This window comes from Bacilliculturomica massiliensis (assembly GCF_900605495.1).
GTDB lineage: Bacteria > Bacillota > Clostridia > Peptostreptococcales > Anaerovoracaceae > Bacilliculturomica > Bacilliculturomica massiliensis.
Window position 1 is genome coordinate 380,675 of the sequence record NZ_LR027603.1, and the last position, 14,540, is coordinate 395,214.

General features: G+C 50.3%; 13 protein-coding genes. 12 read left to right on the forward strand and 1 reads right to left on the reverse strand.

Features of this window, described 5'->3' with window-relative positions; all coding sequences use genetic code 11:
* Positions 1-98: 98 nt before the first annotated feature.
* The 5 genes from E0E37_RS11325 to E0E37_RS11345 all read left to right on the forward strand — a co-directional run bounded on the left by E0E37_RS11325 (position 99) and on the right by E0E37_RS11345 (position 6,022).
* Positions 99-1,247 (forward strand): bifunctional chorismate mutase/prephenate dehydratase, encoded by a 1,149-nt coding sequence (locus E0E37_RS11325; RefSeq protein WP_246019709.1) that lies wholly within the window; start codon positions 99-101, stop codon positions 1,245-1,247.
* A gap of 102 nt (positions 1,248-1,349) precedes the next feature.
* Positions 1,350-2,633, forward strand: coding sequence for a shikimate kinase (locus E0E37_RS11330; RefSeq protein ID WP_130863149.1), 1,284 nt, complete (start codon positions 1,350-1,352; stop codon positions 2,631-2,633).
* Positions 2,634-2,948: 315 nt separating this feature from the next.
* Positions 2,949-3,659 carry a LytR/AlgR family response regulator transcription factor gene (locus E0E37_RS11335; protein WP_130863150.1) on the forward strand — a complete coding sequence of 237 codons (711 nt, stop codon included), beginning with the start codon at positions 2,949-2,951 and terminating at the stop codon, positions 3,657-3,659.
* A gap of 1 nt (position 3,660) precedes the next feature.
* Positions 3,661-4,989, forward strand: a complete 1,329-nt coding sequence (locus tag E0E37_RS11340; protein WP_130863151.1) for a sensor histidine kinase — start codon at positions 3,661-3,663, stop codon at positions 4,987-4,989.
* Between the two features lie 319 nt (positions 4,990-5,308).
* Positions 5,309-6,022, forward strand: coding sequence for a stalk domain-containing protein (locus E0E37_RS11345; protein WP_130863152.1), 714 nt, complete (start codon positions 5,309-5,311; stop codon positions 6,020-6,022).
* Positions 6,023-6,199: 177 nt separating this feature from the next.
* Here E0E37_RS11345 and E0E37_RS11350 read toward each other — a convergent pair whose 3' ends face one another.
* Complete coding sequence (locus E0E37_RS11350) at positions 6,200-6,529, reverse strand: helix-turn-helix transcriptional regulator (protein WP_130863153.1); 330 nt, start codon at positions 6,527-6,529, stop codon at positions 6,200-6,202.
* A gap of 310 nt (positions 6,530-6,839) precedes the next feature.
* On the opposite strand from E0E37_RS11350, the gene E0E37_RS11355 reads away from it, so the two are divergent.
* The 7 genes from E0E37_RS11355 to E0E37_RS11385 all read left to right on the forward strand — a co-directional run bounded on the left by E0E37_RS11355 (position 6,840) and on the right by E0E37_RS11385 (position 14,538).
* Entirely contained in the window at positions 6,840-7,946 is a 1,107-nt protein-coding gene (locus E0E37_RS11355) for a nucleotide-binding protein (protein WP_165445326.1), read from the forward strand.
* Between the two features lie 60 nt (positions 7,947-8,006).
* Positions 8,007-9,242: a CpaF family protein gene (locus tag E0E37_RS11360; protein ID WP_130863155.1), complete on the forward strand. Its 1,236-nt coding sequence runs from the start codon at positions 8,007-8,009 to the stop codon at positions 9,240-9,242.
* A 14-nt stretch (positions 9,243-9,256) separates the two neighbouring features.
* Positions 9,257-10,054: a type II secretion system F family protein gene (locus E0E37_RS11365; protein ID WP_130863156.1), complete on the forward strand. Its 798-nt coding sequence runs from the start codon at positions 9,257-9,259 to the stop codon at positions 10,052-10,054.
* Between the two features lie 20 nt (positions 10,055-10,074).
* Positions 10,075-11,001, forward strand: coding sequence for a type II secretion system F family protein (locus tag E0E37_RS11370; RefSeq protein ID WP_130863157.1), 927 nt, complete (start codon positions 10,075-10,077; stop codon positions 10,999-11,001).
* A gap of 78 nt (positions 11,002-11,079) precedes the next feature.
* The gene (locus E0E37_RS11375) at positions 11,080-11,247 is read left to right on the forward strand and encodes a Flp1 family type IVb pilin (protein WP_130863158.1); all 168 of its coding nucleotides are present in this window, start codon (positions 11,080-11,082) and stop codon (positions 11,245-11,247) included.
* Positions 11,248-11,307: 60 nt separating this feature from the next.
* Entirely contained in the window at positions 11,308-11,976 is a 669-nt protein-coding gene (locus tag E0E37_RS11380) for a TadE family protein (RefSeq protein ID WP_130863159.1), read from the forward strand.
* Between the two features lie 12 nt (positions 11,977-11,988).
* Positions 11,989-14,538, forward strand: a complete 2,550-nt coding sequence (locus tag E0E37_RS11385; RefSeq protein WP_130863160.1) for a DUF5702 domain-containing protein — start codon at positions 11,989-11,991, stop codon at positions 14,536-14,538.
* The last annotated feature ends 2 nt before the right edge of the window (positions 14,539-14,540 follow it).

Genomic DNA, 14,540 nt, shown 5'->3' on the forward strand with positions numbered 1-14,540 from the left:
GCCGGAGGAGCATTTCAGATAAGAACGGGAAACCGATAAAGCGATGAAACATTGAGCGCGGCAAAGAAAGCGCAGAACAGCAATAGGATAGGAAAGGAATGAATAAAAAGATGGAACTGATGGATATTCGAACAGAGATCGATAAGACGGACGACGAGATCACGAAACTATTTCTCCGCCGCATGGAGCTGGCGGCGCAGGTGGCGCAGTATAAAAAAGAGAAGAATATCGGCGTGACCAACAAGAGCCGCGAGAGGGAGATCCTCAACCGCGTCACGGATATGTCCGGCGAACTGGCCGGTTACGCCAGAGTTCTCTACAGCACGCTTTTCGATGTGAGCCGCTCCTATCAGCGTCAGCTGAACAGCGGAGAGAGCCGGCTCTCCAAAGAGATCAAAAAGGCGCTGGAGGAAACGCCCCGGCTTTTCCCCAAAAAAGGCGTGGTGGCCTGCCAGGGCGTGGAGGGGGCGTACTCTCAGATCGCCTGCGACAAACTGTTTCCCATGGCCAACATCATGTACTTCAAAAACTTTGAAGCGGTGTTCAACGCTGTGGAAAAAGGCCTGTGCGACTTTGGGATCCTGCCCATCGAGAACAGCTCCAACGGTTCCGTCAGCGAGGTCTACGACCTGATGAGACACTATCAGTTCCATATCGTCAAAGGCATCAAGCTCTGCGTAGCCCACGAACTTCTGGCTAAGCCGGGCACGAAGCTCTCCGACATCAAAAAGATCGTCTCCCATGAACAGGCCATCGGACAGTGCAGCGAATTCCTGAAGGGACTTGCCGACGTGGAAATCATTCCCTGCGAAAATACGGCGATGGCCGCCGAATACGTGGCGTCTGCCGAAGAAGATGGCGTCGCGGCCATCTCATCCCATAACTGCGCCGAACTGTACGGTCTCAGCTGTGTCAGCGACAAGATCCAGAACAACGCCAACAATTACACCCGTTTTATCTGTATTTCCAAGGGGCTGGCTATCTACCCGGGCGCCGACCGCATCAGCCTGATGCTGTCCGCTTCCCATCAGCCGGGCGCGCTGTACAATATCATCGCCAAATTTGCCGTTCTGGGACTGAACCTGACCAAGCTGGAAAGCCGTCCCATTGTGGGAAAAGACTTTGAATTCCAGTTTTATTTCGACTTTGACGCTTCTGTAAACGCGCCGGAGGTCATCAATCTGCTGTCGGATATTTCTCAGTCCGACGACACGTTTATGTTCCTGGGGAATTACTCAGAGATCTAAAGACCATGGGCGGCCGCGTCCCCAGGCTAGGCGAAGGGTGGACGGCGGCAAAAAGAAGAGACGTATGGGAGCAGGGTGCATGGGAGCAAGGAGGACGGCATCATGATTTACGGACTGATCGGCGAAAAGCTGGGTCACAGCTATTCGAGGGAGATACATCAGGAATTGGGAATGAAAAGTTACGAGCTATACGAGCTTGAGCCGGGCCAGGTGGAGGATTTTGTAAAGCGGCCGGCCGTCAGCGGTCTCAACGTGACCATTCCTTATAAACAAACGGTGATGCCGTTCTGCGACACCCTTTCCGAAAGCGCGAAAACCATTGGGTGCGTCAACACTCTTGTGAGGGACGGGGCGGGAAAGCTGCACGGATACAACACAGACTATGACGGGTTCATCTACATGCTGCGGCGGGCGGGCATCGACCCAAGAGGCAGGAAAGTCCTGATCCTGGGAACAGGAGGCACGTCTCTGACCGCCAGGGCGGCTATCCGGGATCTGGGCGCGGGGGAGATCGTGATCGCATCCCGGAGGGCCGGGAAGGAAGAAACGGAAGGCGATGGCGATGGCGGGTGCATCGTGCGTTTCGCGTCCTACCAGGACCTGGCTGCACTGCACGGCGACAGCGAGATCATCGTCAACACTACGCCTGTGGGCATGTATCCCAACGCGCCGGACAGCCTGATCTCTCTGGCTGATTTTCCGGATTGTCAGGGGGTGGCGGACGTGATCTACAATCCCAGGCTAACGGGACTTCTGCACCAGGCGGCGGAAAAAGGCGTGCCGTACACGGACGGCCTGCCCATGCTGGTGGCCCAGGCCAAGGCCGCCGAAGAGCTGTTCACCGGCCGTCCCATTGCCGATGAAGAACTGGAACGGATCATAGGAACGCTGAGAAACGCCCGGGAGAATATCGTCATCGTGGGTATGCCGGGCAGCGGAAAAACAAGCGTGGGCATGGCCGCTGCGAAGAAGCTGGGCAGAGAGTTTGTAGATATCGATCGAGTCGTTGAGGAAAGAGAAGGGCGCGCCATTCCGGAGATCTTCAGGGAGGACGGCGAAGCTGTTTTTCGGGCCATGGAAGCCGCCGTGATAGCAGAGCAGGGAAAGCGCACCGGTATCGTTATCGCCACAGGCGGCGGAGCCGTTCTGTCCGAAGCCAACTATCTGCCGCTGAAGCAGAACGGCAGGATCTTTCAGATCACACGAAGCCTGGATCAGCTTTCCACCGACGGCCGGCCGCTGTCTGATCGGAACACGCTGAAAGAGATGTACGAGCAGCGGCGGTCCTGTTACCGGCGCTTCGCCGACGAGATCATTGAGAACGACGCCGCCGTGGAAGAAGCGGCGCTGCGGCTGATAGCAGCGTTTCAGGGGACCAGGGAATAGGGGCGTATCGAGTACATTTCAGAATGGATGGTTCTGCAGATGTCTGTTGAAAATGGATCAGAGACTGAATAGACAGAGGTCCAAATAGACTGAGGATCAATGAAAAGAAAAAACTTCCCGGAGCGGACGCATCCGGGAAGTTTTTTTGCGCCCAAGATTAGCATCCATGGATCCGTCTCGCCTATAAATAATTTACAGGTTATACTTGTGAAAAATAGGTGTATAAATTATAATAAATACAGAAATAAACTGTGACCCGCTGATGGGGCGGCAGAGTAAAACGGACCATATTGGAGTGGAGCAGAGTGTGACGATATGTGGAAGATACTGATTTGCGACGATGACGAGGAAGCTGTCGAAGGGCTTCGGCGTATGATCATAAGAGAGGTCGGAGATGTGGTGGAGAGCATCCGTGATTTTCCAGGAAGGGAAGAGCTGCTTTTTTATTTGTCCGAAAACCCGGAGGAAACGGCGATCCTTCTGATGGATATCAAGCTTGGAGAAGATAACGGCATCGAGGTAGCCCGGCGCGTTCTGGAAAAGAATCCCCGGCTGCCGGTGGTATTCATATCCGGTTATGAAAGATACCACACAGAGGCGTACGACGTCGAGCACGTATACTTTCTTCGCAAGCCGGTGCGGCAGGAGCGCCTGAGAGAAGCCATCCTGCGTGGGGGGAAAAGGCTGGATGAATTAAAAAAGGAATTCGTCGTCATATCGACCAGGAAGGAGACCAGGGTCATCGCGCTGAGCGAGATCCTTTACTTTGAAAAAGTGAAGAGAATGCGGCGCGTACATACGATCCGTGACGATTTCTATTATTATGGAAAGCTGACCGATATCCTTCCGGATATACCGGAGCATTTTTTCGCATGTCATAACAGTTTCATCGTAAATCTGGCCAAGGTGGAGGCGTTGGGAGAGCGGGCATTTACCCTCGTGGACGGTGAAAGCGTTCCCATCAGCCGCAGCCATTTTCGGGAAGCCCGGAGCGCTTTTCTGAGGTTTCTGGAGAGGAGACTGTAACATGTATACGCCCATACTCTTCCTTTTTCACTGGACGGAAAACTTTTTTCAGGGCTGTGCGCTGACTATCGTGCTGCGGCCGAAGTGGGGTGTCAAAAGCGTGCTGATCTACGCTACGCTGGGAATGGCTGTCCCTGTTCTGTACGTGCTGCTTGGGGGACAGATCTGGCGGGCCGACTGGCTTCGCTCCGCGGCCGGCATCTCAGTCTGGTTTGTCATTTTCTATTTTGTTTTTGAAGGCAGAGTACTGAAAAAACTTCTGACCTATTTATTTCTGTTTATGCTGATCTTTCTGGCGGAGAGCAGCACGATGCTTTTTTTCGTGATCATGGGGAGACAGGAGACCGTACTGCAGGCTGCCTCGGCGGGAGACATGAGCGCGTACCTGCAGATGCAGCCCGTTTTTCTGTTGTTTCAGATCTTTTATGTTATTTTAGCCGCATTGCTGTGGAAAAAGCATCGGCGGCAGATCGATCTGAGAGGGACCAGAATGTTTCTGTTTTTTCTGATCACGCAGGCGATCCTTCTGTTCCTTCTCTATTTTATATCGCTGAAGAGTATGCCCGATTATTTCGCTTGGGTGGTGCTGGCGGCGGAGACTCTCTGTACGGCCGCGGATATAGGCGTTTATCAGGCTGCAGTGAGTTTGAGTCAGAAAACCGTTTTGGAACAGGAAAATGAGATCTACGAAAAGCAGCTTGCCATGCAGCTTGCTCATTACGAAGCCTTTCTTGATTATGACGCAAAGCTGCGTGATCTGCGGCACGATCTGCACAATCAGCTCCAGGCCGTTCGGGCGCTGATGGAACGGAAAGAAGGGGCGGCGGCGTCGACCCTGATGGAGGAACTGGAGCGGCAGGTGCGGGACCTGCAGACGATTTCCTTCTGCGAAAATCCTATCATCAGCGCGCTTGTTTTCGTAAAACAAAAGGAAATGGAAAAACAGGAGATCCGGTTTACCGCAGAACTGAGAGCAGAGGATGATCTGGCCGTTGAAAAAACAGATCTCTGCCGCATCTTTGGAAACCTTCTCGATAACGCCATAGAGGCCTGCGAAAAGATCCCGGACCCCGCGAAGCGATGGATCCTGCTGAAGTGCGGAAGCGCAGGGGGCTACTTTATTGTCAGCTGCGTCAACTCATTCTGCGGCCGGGTCACCACAGAGCGGGACGGGCTGCCCCGATCGGACAAAAAAGAGGGCGGACACGGACGCGGCCTGCGGAGCTTGAACGGGATCGCCCGCCGCTATGAAGGAGAGCTGCGTTGGGAGATCGGAGCAGACGGCTGCTCATTTCAGACCGCGATCAGTCTCAGGCTCCGCCGGGTCTGAATGAAAGCAGATCCCCGTACGGTGCGGGCATGTAAAACGGGCCGCAAACGGGCTGCGTTAAAATTCGACACAGAGTGACAGATTTTCCGGCGGGAACGTGCAGGTCGTTACATTCCGACGGCATTTTGTGACAACCATCTGCGGTCTAGTTAGAAATCGAGTATCATGAATAATATGATAGGCAATTTTGTGACCCGCTCGGCGTAAAACGTGACGAACAGGTGTTGGAATCATGAAGAACAGATGAACGGCATCAAATGTGCTGCTGAAAAAAGCGGCACGGCGGGCAAAGTTTGCATTTAAAAGGGAGGAATTAGTTATGAAAAGATTTGACGCGAGATCGTTTGTATCGGGAGCCTTGATTACGGCCATGCTCTTTGGCGGTCTGGGAACCGCTTTCGCCAAAACGGCGGCGGAAAACATCAAGGTCTACTTCAACGATATTAAAGTTATGATCGATGGAAAGCAGTTTACCCCCAGGGATGAGGACGGTACAGTTCTGGAGCCGTTCACCTATAACGGACGCACTTATCTGCCCGTGCGTTCTGTGGGAGAGGCCCTGGGTCAGAAGGTGAATTGGGACGCAAAGACCTCCACGGTGATTTTAGGCGAGTATGACGCCGGAGAATCTCTGTACCCGGATGTGAATTTGTGGGAATTGGATTATTTGGATAAAAACAATTCTTGGGATGGCAGTGATCCCGTGAAAGATAATTTTGGGAATTCGTACAATGGATACATAGCAATAGGGGGTCTCAGCAACTATGGTGTTGGCTTTATGGAATACGCATTGAATGGACAGTATTCAAAATTAAAAGCAAGACAGATTTTGAATTATAATATGAGAACATACGAAAGCAAAGGTGCATTTACAATTAAAGTAGACGGAAAAACAGTGAAAACACTGGACTTCATACAGGCAGGGGAAGAACCCGTGGACTTTGAGATCGACCTGGCGGGAGCCAACCGGCTTCGCATAGAAAGTAATAGCTTTAATTCTAATTATTTCGTCGACGCAGGTCTCTACAAATAGCGTTCAGAAAAGGGCAACGGCTGCAACCCAAAAAACGTATCGTTCCGTCAGACGCGATTTTTTTCGTTTCTGGCGGAATGAAATAGAAATACGTGATCCCAAACGCCAATAACATACAAAAATGAACCCTGTAAGATAGGGTTCGTTTTATCCGGCCGTCTGCCCTTAGGGTGCGTTTTATCTCAGCTGACTGTCGAGAAGTCCCTGCATGTAGGCGATAGACCGTTCTTTTTGGGATGGATTCAGGTCGTGGTACAGGCTGAGGACCTGTTGATCCGCTTCTGACATGGAGACGCTTAAGGCGGGATCCCGGATGTCGGACAGGCCTAAAATATAATCGATGCTGGAGTGAAACAGCTGCGACATTTTTAAAAGAGACTTTATGCTCGGATAATGCTTGCCGATCTCGTAGGCGCTGATGGTTTCCTGTGTCACTTCAAGTTCGATACTGAGCCTGATCTGTGTCATTCTGCGCTCCTCACGGAGCTGACGTATTCTGTTCGGCATCCATTTATCACTCTCCTTTTCATTAGTGTACAGGTTTAACTTGTAAAAATTAGTTTTTTGGCCTGTACCGTATAAAGTAATAACCTGTATTTCGCGCTCATATCAGAGTTTCTGTAATGTGGGAAGTTTTTTGGGTCTTTGGTCAGCTTTCGGAAGTATTGAATAAAAGCCAGTAAAGTCTGATAAATAAAGTGAGTTTATATAGATAATTTTATATAATTTGCCCGCTAAAATCACAGGTTATTACAATTTAAATGTATGTTATTACATTTCGTGCAATCAGATATATGGGTTAGGCATGGAGGCGCATATGGAAAAGTTACACGTCCTGATTGCTGATTCAGACGAATTTTATCTGAATCGGCTGGGAAATTATCTGATGGAAAAAGCTCCAAACTTTGAGGTGGCCTCGTTTACATCGGAAGAGAGTCTGCTGCGGTACACGGGAACGGCGCAGGAAGCGGATCTGCTTATCGTATCGCCTGATTTGCTGATTCGGAGACCAGAACTCAAAACGATAGGGGCCAAGGCAAAGATCGTGGCCGGAGACGGCGGAAACTATGAATTTGAGGGCTTCCGCTGCATCAACAAGTATCAAAAATCGGAAAAGTTTCTGAATGAGATTTTGCTTGCTTACGCGGAGAGTACAGGCAAGACAGACCTTATGCTTCATGGAAATCATAAGACCAGGGTAGTCGGCTTTTTTTCACCGGCGGGAGGCGTGGGAAAAACAGTTTTGTCTCTGGCCGCGGCTGTTTCCGCGGCGTCCATGGGGATGAGGGTTTTTTATCTGAATTTGGAGAAGCTCAGTTCCGCGGCAGGGGTGCTGAACGGCGGAGCAGACGGGGAGAAAAATCTGTCTGAGGTTTTTCTGGCTCTGAAGACGAAGGGCGGAAATCCCGGTCTGAAGCTTTTGACGAATACACAGACCGATACGCGTTCCCATGTTTGTTATATTGACCCGCCGGAGAGCATGATGGAGTATGAGGAAGTATCTGTGGAAGAGATGGTAAGACTGCTGAGTGTTTTTGAAGAAATGGGCGAATATCAGATCCTTATTCTGGACTTTGACAGCCAGTGGGATGAGAGCAGGACAACGCTGCTGGAGCAGTGCGACCTGATCTTCATGCCTTTTTCATCGGATCTGACTTCGCTTTGCAAGCTGAAGCGTTTGATGCATGAGAAAACACTGCATAGACCATATGGCGAACTATTAGAAAGAAGCCGTGTCATCTTCAATCGCAGTGATCCCTCGACGGCGGCTTCGGCGGCGAGACAGTGTGGTCTGGACGAAAACAAGGACGTGATGGCGGCGATTCCGTATTCCCCGCTGCTGGGAGACGTGCGGGGCATACCGGGAGCGGGCGGCGCTCTGGCGGCGCTGATGAAAGATGTGGTGCGGGAAATGATCCGTTAGCGTCTGGCTGACACATTACGATAACAGGAGTTGTGTGATAATAGAGGGCGGAGCAGCGCGATGATTGAAAACTTACAGCAGTACATACAGACGGTCCGGGAAGAGGTCGCTTCCCGGCTGGATCTGACCCGTGATATTGACAACGAGATCATTTACGAGACCATCGGACAGATCGTGGCGGAGCGTCGAAGGGAGACCTACATGACCCTTCAGGAACAGAGCCTCATCATGGACGGCGTGTTTAACTCCATGCGCGGTCTGGATGTGCTCCAGCCGCTGATCGACGATCCGTCGGTGACCGAAATCATGATCAACGGGCCGGACCATATTTTTATTGAGCAGGATGGAAAACTGCTTCGCAGCCCGGCCAGCTTTGGCAGCGAGGAAAAGCTGCAAAATGTGATACAGAATATTGTGGCGAAAGTGAACAGGACGGTGAATGAGTCGTCTCCTATTGTAGACGCCAGGCTTCAGGACGGTTCCCGCGTCAACGTGGTACTGCCTCCCATAGCGCTGGATGGGCCCACGGTAACGATTCGAAAGTTTCCGGAAAATCCAATGACGGTGGAGCAGCTGATCCAGTATAAGTCCATTACGCCAGAGGTGGCTGAACTTCTGGAACGAATGGTAAAGGCGAAGTACAACATTTTTATCAGCGGCGGCACAGGGTCGGGAAAGACCACGTTTTTAAACGCCATGTCGAATTTCATTCCCGGGGATGAGCGCGTTATCACCATCGAAGATTCGGCAGAGCTGCAGATCCGCGGCGTGGATAATCTGGTGAGATTGGAGACCCGCAATGCCAACATGGAAGGCAAAGGAGAGGTCACGATCCGCGATCTGATCAAATCTTCTCTTCGTATGAGACCGGAACGAATCGTGGTAGGAGAAGTTCGGGGCGCGGAGGCTCTGGATATGCTGCAGGCCATGAATACAGGCCACGACGGTTCCCTTTCCACCGGTCACGCGAACTCGACGAGAGACATGCTGAGGAGGCTGGAGACCATGGTGCTGACCGGCGCGGTGATCCCCCTTGAGGCGATCCGGCAGCAGATCGCCTCGGCAGTAGATATTATAATACAGCTGTCCCGCCTGAGGGACAAGAGCCGAAGAACTGTGGAAATCGCCGAAGTAGTGGGTTATGAGAACGGTGAGATCCAGGTGAGTCCTCTCTATCTCTTTCAGGAGACGGGGGAAGATGAAAACGAGAAGATCGTCGGCAGTCTGGTGAGAACGGAAAAACCCATGGTTCACACGGAAAAGTTTCGCGCCGCTGGGTTATCGGACCGCGTTTGATCAGGAGAAGGATTATGAAAGCAATTTTAAAAAAGAAAGGCCCCGTCATGGCGGAACGGGAAGATGGGCTGACTGATTATAACATATATATTATGAAAAAAAGTGAAAAACTGTTTTATATCCTGATGGCCGCTGCAGCGCTCTTTGCCGTAGGGTATATCTTTTATCACAGCGTGATACTTTCCGCGCTGTTGGCGCTCTTGTCCCTGCATTTTCCTTCCATTCGGACGGGTCAGATCATTGAAAAGCGAAAGAAGACGCTGACTGTTCAGTTTAAAGATATGCTCTACTCCCTGTCGGCGTCGCTGTCCGCCGGAAGATCTGTGGAATCCGGCCTGAAGGACTGTCTGAAGGATCTGGAAATCATATATCAGGATCCCGACACAGACATTCTTCTGGAACTGGAATATATTTTGCGGGGCCTGGAAATGAACGAAACGGTGGAACGAATGTTTCAGCAGTTTGCAGAGCGCGCCCACCTGGAGGACGTGGACAATTTCACCGATGTATTCATCGTGTGTAAACGAACGGGAGGAGATATTATCCAGGTCATACGGTCCACGGCGAGTACCATAAGTGAAAAAATTGAGATCCAACAGGAAATTGAAACGATGATCTCTGGAAAAAAGTTTGAGTTTCATATGCTGATGGCGATGCCGGTGGTGATGGTGGCTTTGCTCAGCTGGACGGCGGCGGATTATATGGCGCCGGTATTTCAGGGGATCGCCGGCAGATTGATCATGACCATCGCCGTCGGTCTGTTCGGCGCCGCTTATATCGTGGGAAAGAAAGTAATGAGTATTGATGTGTAACGGAAACAGGAGGTGATCGTTTGGTTTCTTTGATTTTTTCCACGGCGGTCTTTCTGGTATTTACGGGCACGTTTCTGATCTGTTACATCAGATCGAAACACGTTTATGACGATATGATCGAGGGGTTGGATAAAAAAGAATACGGACTGCAGGAGTTGATTCCTCTGGGTCTGTACTACAATGAGACCATTCAGTTCCGGAGCTTTTTGCCGAAGGGGCTGGAACAGTATCGCGCTCGATCAAGAAATATGGTAAAGGGGAAAGTGATAGAGCTTTACGGTATAAAATACAGTGATTATTACTGGATGATCCACAACGGAAACAAGGCGGCCGCCGCGCTTTTACTGTCCGCAGGCTTTTCTTTTTTCGGTTTTATCATGACTATGCAGGGAGATCGGGACAACGGCGTGATGTTCGCCCTGTTTGCTCTGGCTGGATTTCCGATGATGCAGGTTTTGGCGGACCGTACGCTGGACGATAAAATACAGAAGCGCAGAATGGCGATCCGGCTGGAGTTCCCTGAATTCGTGGACAAGCTTACACTCTTGGTAAATGCGGGGATGACGGTCTCCAGGGCTTGGGAAAAGATCATAAATGAAAGCCGGTCGGAAAGCATTTTATACAGGGAAATGCGCATGGCGCTGGCGGAAATTCAGGCGGGAATTCCCGAGGCTGCGGCTTATGAAGAGTTTGGGCGCAGGTGCAAGGTAAAGGAGATCATCAAGTTTGTCTCTGTTGTTGTGATCAATATAAAAAAGGGCGGAGCGGAGATCGTTCCAACGCTGAAGATGCAGGGCGCGGAATGCTGGGAGATGCGGAAATCCGCGGCAAAACAGATGGGGGAAGAGGCGTCCACAAAGATCTTGTTCCCATTGATCATCATGTTTGTGGGAATCATTCTCATCGTTGCCACGCCCGCGGTACTGTCCTTTACCATGGGGATGTAGTCAGGAGTTCGCATTTGCCGGATGGCAGGGAATCATGATAAATTGCAAAAATATATGGAAAAAGTAAGGAGGATTCAAATGAAAGGATTAATGAAACGATTTGTGAAGGAAGAAGAGGGAGTCGCAGTAGTAGAAATGGTGCTGATCCTGGCAGCCCTGGTCGGGATCGCACTGATTTTCAAAGATCAGATAACAAGCTTTGTCACAGACACATTGACAAAGATCTTTGAGGATGCGAAGCAATAGTTGACATTTGAAAGCCGTGCGGAGAGTCCGGCTCTCCGCACGAAAAAAAGGAAAAGCGCCATGAGCAGTTATCTGAAGCGAGTCATGAAACAGAAGAAAGATGAAAATGGATATTTGACTGTTGAAATCACGCTTGTATTCACGGTGATATTTTTTGCCCTGCTGCTGATTTTGTTCATGGGAATGGTTCTCTACCAGCAGGTGAATCTTCAGAGTCTGGCGTCGAGAACATCCTCCCGGGGCAGCGTCATATATGCATCAAGAGTGAACGATATGGGGACGGGGGTCAAAACGCTGACGGATTTTAAAAACAGGGATCCGTATCGTTACATACCGCTGCTGGATTCAGGCAAGCAGAGTGAGTATAAGGATCTGCTGAATACGTACATAGCGAAGAAAATTGGCGATTATAACGTGATAACCGGGACGATAGATGATGGAAATCAATATGTTGTGATCGAGGATTATATATTGGTGAGACGTGTGAAAGTGAACATCCGGGAGGAGTATGCGCTTCCCATCAGCGCGGTGGGGAAGATGTTTGGCGTTGAAAGTCCCTTTGATATTAACGTCACTGCGGTATCAACCGTGACAGATCCCATGGAGTTCATCAGAAATACCGATCTGTGCGCGGATGTGCTGAAAAAGACAGGCGCATACGGCGCGGCGAAGGAAAAAATGGACACGGTCCAAAAGACGATCACTGAATTTATGGAAGTATTGCAGTAAGGGGAACGGAATATGGATTTTTTCGATAAAACAAAAGGAATCATTTCGGTCTTTTTAATTATCATTCTTCTTCCCACGATGCTGTTTTCCGTATTGTTGGTCGACGCGGCGAGGATGGTGAGCGCCAGGGCCATGGTTCAGGAAGCCTCCGATCTGGCGGCGATGAGCGTATTGACGTCTTACGATCCCGACTTGAAGGAGGCGTACGGTCTTTTTGCGCTGAAGGACAGCGGCAGCGTGGAGAGCGTGTTTACAGACTGTCTGACCCGGACGCTCAGCGCGGCCGGACTGGATGGGAAGGATTATTCGGAAAAGGTATGGAACATACTTGCCAATGCGTTAGGAGACGGGAATCCATATCGGGGAAAAAGTTTTTTGAATCTGTATGACTTTACACTGGACGGGCCCTCTTCCGTGACGCCGCTTTATAGTCTGGCAAATCCGGAGGTTCTGCAAAATCAGATCGTGGAATACTCGAAATACAGAGGTCTCTATGTGATGGGGGAGCGGATGCAGTTTATAAAGGGTCTGTCTGCAGCCGAGGAAAAAACGAAAGAAATAGAAAAGGCCGCCTCGATCATGGAAGAAAAGATGGAGATCGACGAAGCAAACAGCGCCATTGACCGGTTACTGAAGGGGGACGAATCCAAGTCGGCGGAAATGGAACAAAAAGGTCTGAGTTACGCCATTGAAGAGCTGAACTGGCAAATCGCCGCCGACGCCATGGAAGGGTACCAAAATATCTATTTTGACGGTCTGACAGCGGCGATGGAGGTCTTGTCCTGCCAGCAGGCGGGAGAAAAACCGGAGGCAGCTCTGAAAAAAGATTCCGATGCTTTTCACGATGATCTTCGGGACGACCATTGGATGCTGTATCGGCTGATCGATAAGCGGGCGGAGGATATTTATGCATACGCTCAAAAAACGGAGAAAGAAATCGACGGGGCGATCTCCCGTCTGAATGATTTTATAAAGAAGTACGAAAAAGAGAAAAGCGATTCGGCCAGGCAATTGGTGAATGATGCTGAAACAGAATTAAAAATGTATCAGGACTATTATAAAAAAGACATAGAAGAACTTCTGCATGATAAGAGTCTTGAAACGTTGAGAAATGCCAAAACGGCAAATTCTGTGAAAGACGTGACGAAGAAAATATGGAATTCTGTGAAACGGTTTGGGGATGAATTAGAGAAGAACGAGGAGGAAAGTCTTACATACTATTTCTATTTTTATCAGACAGATTCTTATACCTCTGACCCGGAGGAGGCCGTCACAAGGGGTCAGGGAACGCGAAAGAGCTACAGGTGGTATTACAAGCAGGCTGTGGCCCCCATTAGCGGACGGCAGGTGATGGTGATAGATCCCCTGAAGCGGTACACGGAAAGCCGCGGAATCGCGGCGGAAGATGAACAGACGGCGGACCATATGGAGACGGCGGCGGAGAAGCAGTCGCAGAACCATGAAAATGCATCCGATACCAATACAGTGAGGGAGAGAAAAACGCTGGATAAGGGGCTTTACGGCTCGCTGCCGTCAAAGACCTTCAGCGCGGCGTCGGAGGCGCAGTCCTATGGACATTCCGTTTCCGGAGATGTGAAACTGTCAAAAGAAGAAGAGACTTCCGGCCATTCTGGTTTCTATGATAAGAACAATCCAGGGATAACCGCGTCGAAGAACATATTCAGCGCCGGTCTTGACTTTTTGAAAAACATAGGGGAAATTGCCAGAGACGACGCCCTTACATATGCGTATATTCTCGGTACATTTAAGACCCGGATGACAGGAAACGAAACGTTTCAAAAAGGGAAGCTGCCTGCAGAGGAAGAGGGGAAGCCCTACATTACAGAGTGGAGATATTTGCACGAAGACGGCGAGTGGGATATGAGGTTTCAGCCGAAAAGTCAGAACGATACGGCTCTGAGCGCAGAGATCGAGTATCTGGTCTATGGCTGGAAATCGGATGAGGCCAACGAAAACGCGGTTTATGCCACCATTATGTCGGAACGGCTGGCAAATAACATGGTCGCGTTGTACCTGAACAAAACGGTAAAGAGTGTCTGCGACACGGCAGCGGTGGCGGCGTCGGCCCTCACAGGCGGGACGGTTCCTCCACAGGTCTTCTTCTGGATTTTTCTCACTGCCTGGGCTACGGCGGAGACGCTGATCGAGATGGATTATCTGATCACGAAAGGCTACAGAATTCCACTGTTTAAAACGTCAAAAAATCTCCTGCTGCAGTTAGACATAAACGGGGCGGGCGTCATCGAAAATTATAAGAATGATCCGTTCATCGACGTTTGTTATGAAGATTATTTGATTATTTTGCTTGCGGTAAAAGGCAGAGAGAAATGTTTGATGCGGACGGCGGATCTGATCGAGATGAATATGCGAACAGAAAACGAGACGTTTCGCATGGCTCAGGCCTTTACTTTCATTCGAGCGGAGTCCCAGGTCTCTATCCGATACCTGTTTGGAAACGCGGCGGTCTTTGATGAAAAGTATGGGGAGCTGGACCTTTCAGGGAGACTGAGATTTAACAATACGATCTATCAGGGATATTAGAG

Bases quoted from the DNA above. Each gene is read 5' to 3' on its own strand.
- E0E37_RS11360 (WP_130863155.1), top strand. From the start codon at position 8,007: ATGATTGAAAACTTACAGCAGTACATACAGACGGTCCGGGAAGAGGTC.
- E0E37_RS11345 (WP_130863152.1), top strand. From the start codon at position 5,309: ATGAAAAGATTTGACGCGAGATCGTTTGTATCGGGAGCCTTGATTACG.
- E0E37_RS11350 (WP_130863153.1), bottom strand. From the start codon at position 6,529: ATGCCGAACAGAATACGTCAGCTCCGTGAGGAGCGCAGAATGACACAG.
- E0E37_RS11340 (WP_130863151.1), top strand. From the start codon at position 3,661: ATGTATACGCCCATACTCTTCCTTTTTCACTGGACGGAAAACTTTTTT.
- E0E37_RS11375 (WP_130863158.1), top strand. From the start codon at position 11,080: ATGAAAGGATTAATGAAACGATTTGTGAAGGAAGAAGAGGGAGTCGCA.
- E0E37_RS11330 (WP_130863149.1), top strand. From the start codon at position 1,350: ATGATTTACGGACTGATCGGCGAAAAGCTGGGTCACAGCTATTCGAGG.
- E0E37_RS11385 (WP_130863160.1), top strand. From the start codon at position 11,989: ATGGATTTTTTCGATAAAACAAAAGGAATCATTTCGGTCTTTTTAATT.
- E0E37_RS11355 (WP_165445326.1), top strand. From the start codon at position 6,840: ATGGAAAAGTTACACGTCCTGATTGCTGATTCAGACGAATTTTATCTG.
- E0E37_RS11380 (WP_130863159.1), top strand. From the start codon at position 11,308: ATGAGCAGTTATCTGAAGCGAGTCATGAAACAGAAGAAAGATGAAAAT.
- E0E37_RS11365 (WP_130863156.1), top strand. From the start codon at position 9,257: ATGAAAGCAATTTTAAAAAAGAAAGGCCCCGTCATGGCGGAACGGGAA.
- E0E37_RS11335 (WP_130863150.1), top strand. From the start codon at position 2,949: ATGTGGAAGATACTGATTTGCGACGATGACGAGGAAGCTGTCGAAGGG.
- E0E37_RS11325 (WP_246019709.1), top strand. From the start codon at position 99: ATGAATAAAAAGATGGAACTGATGGATATTCGAACAGAGATCGATAAG.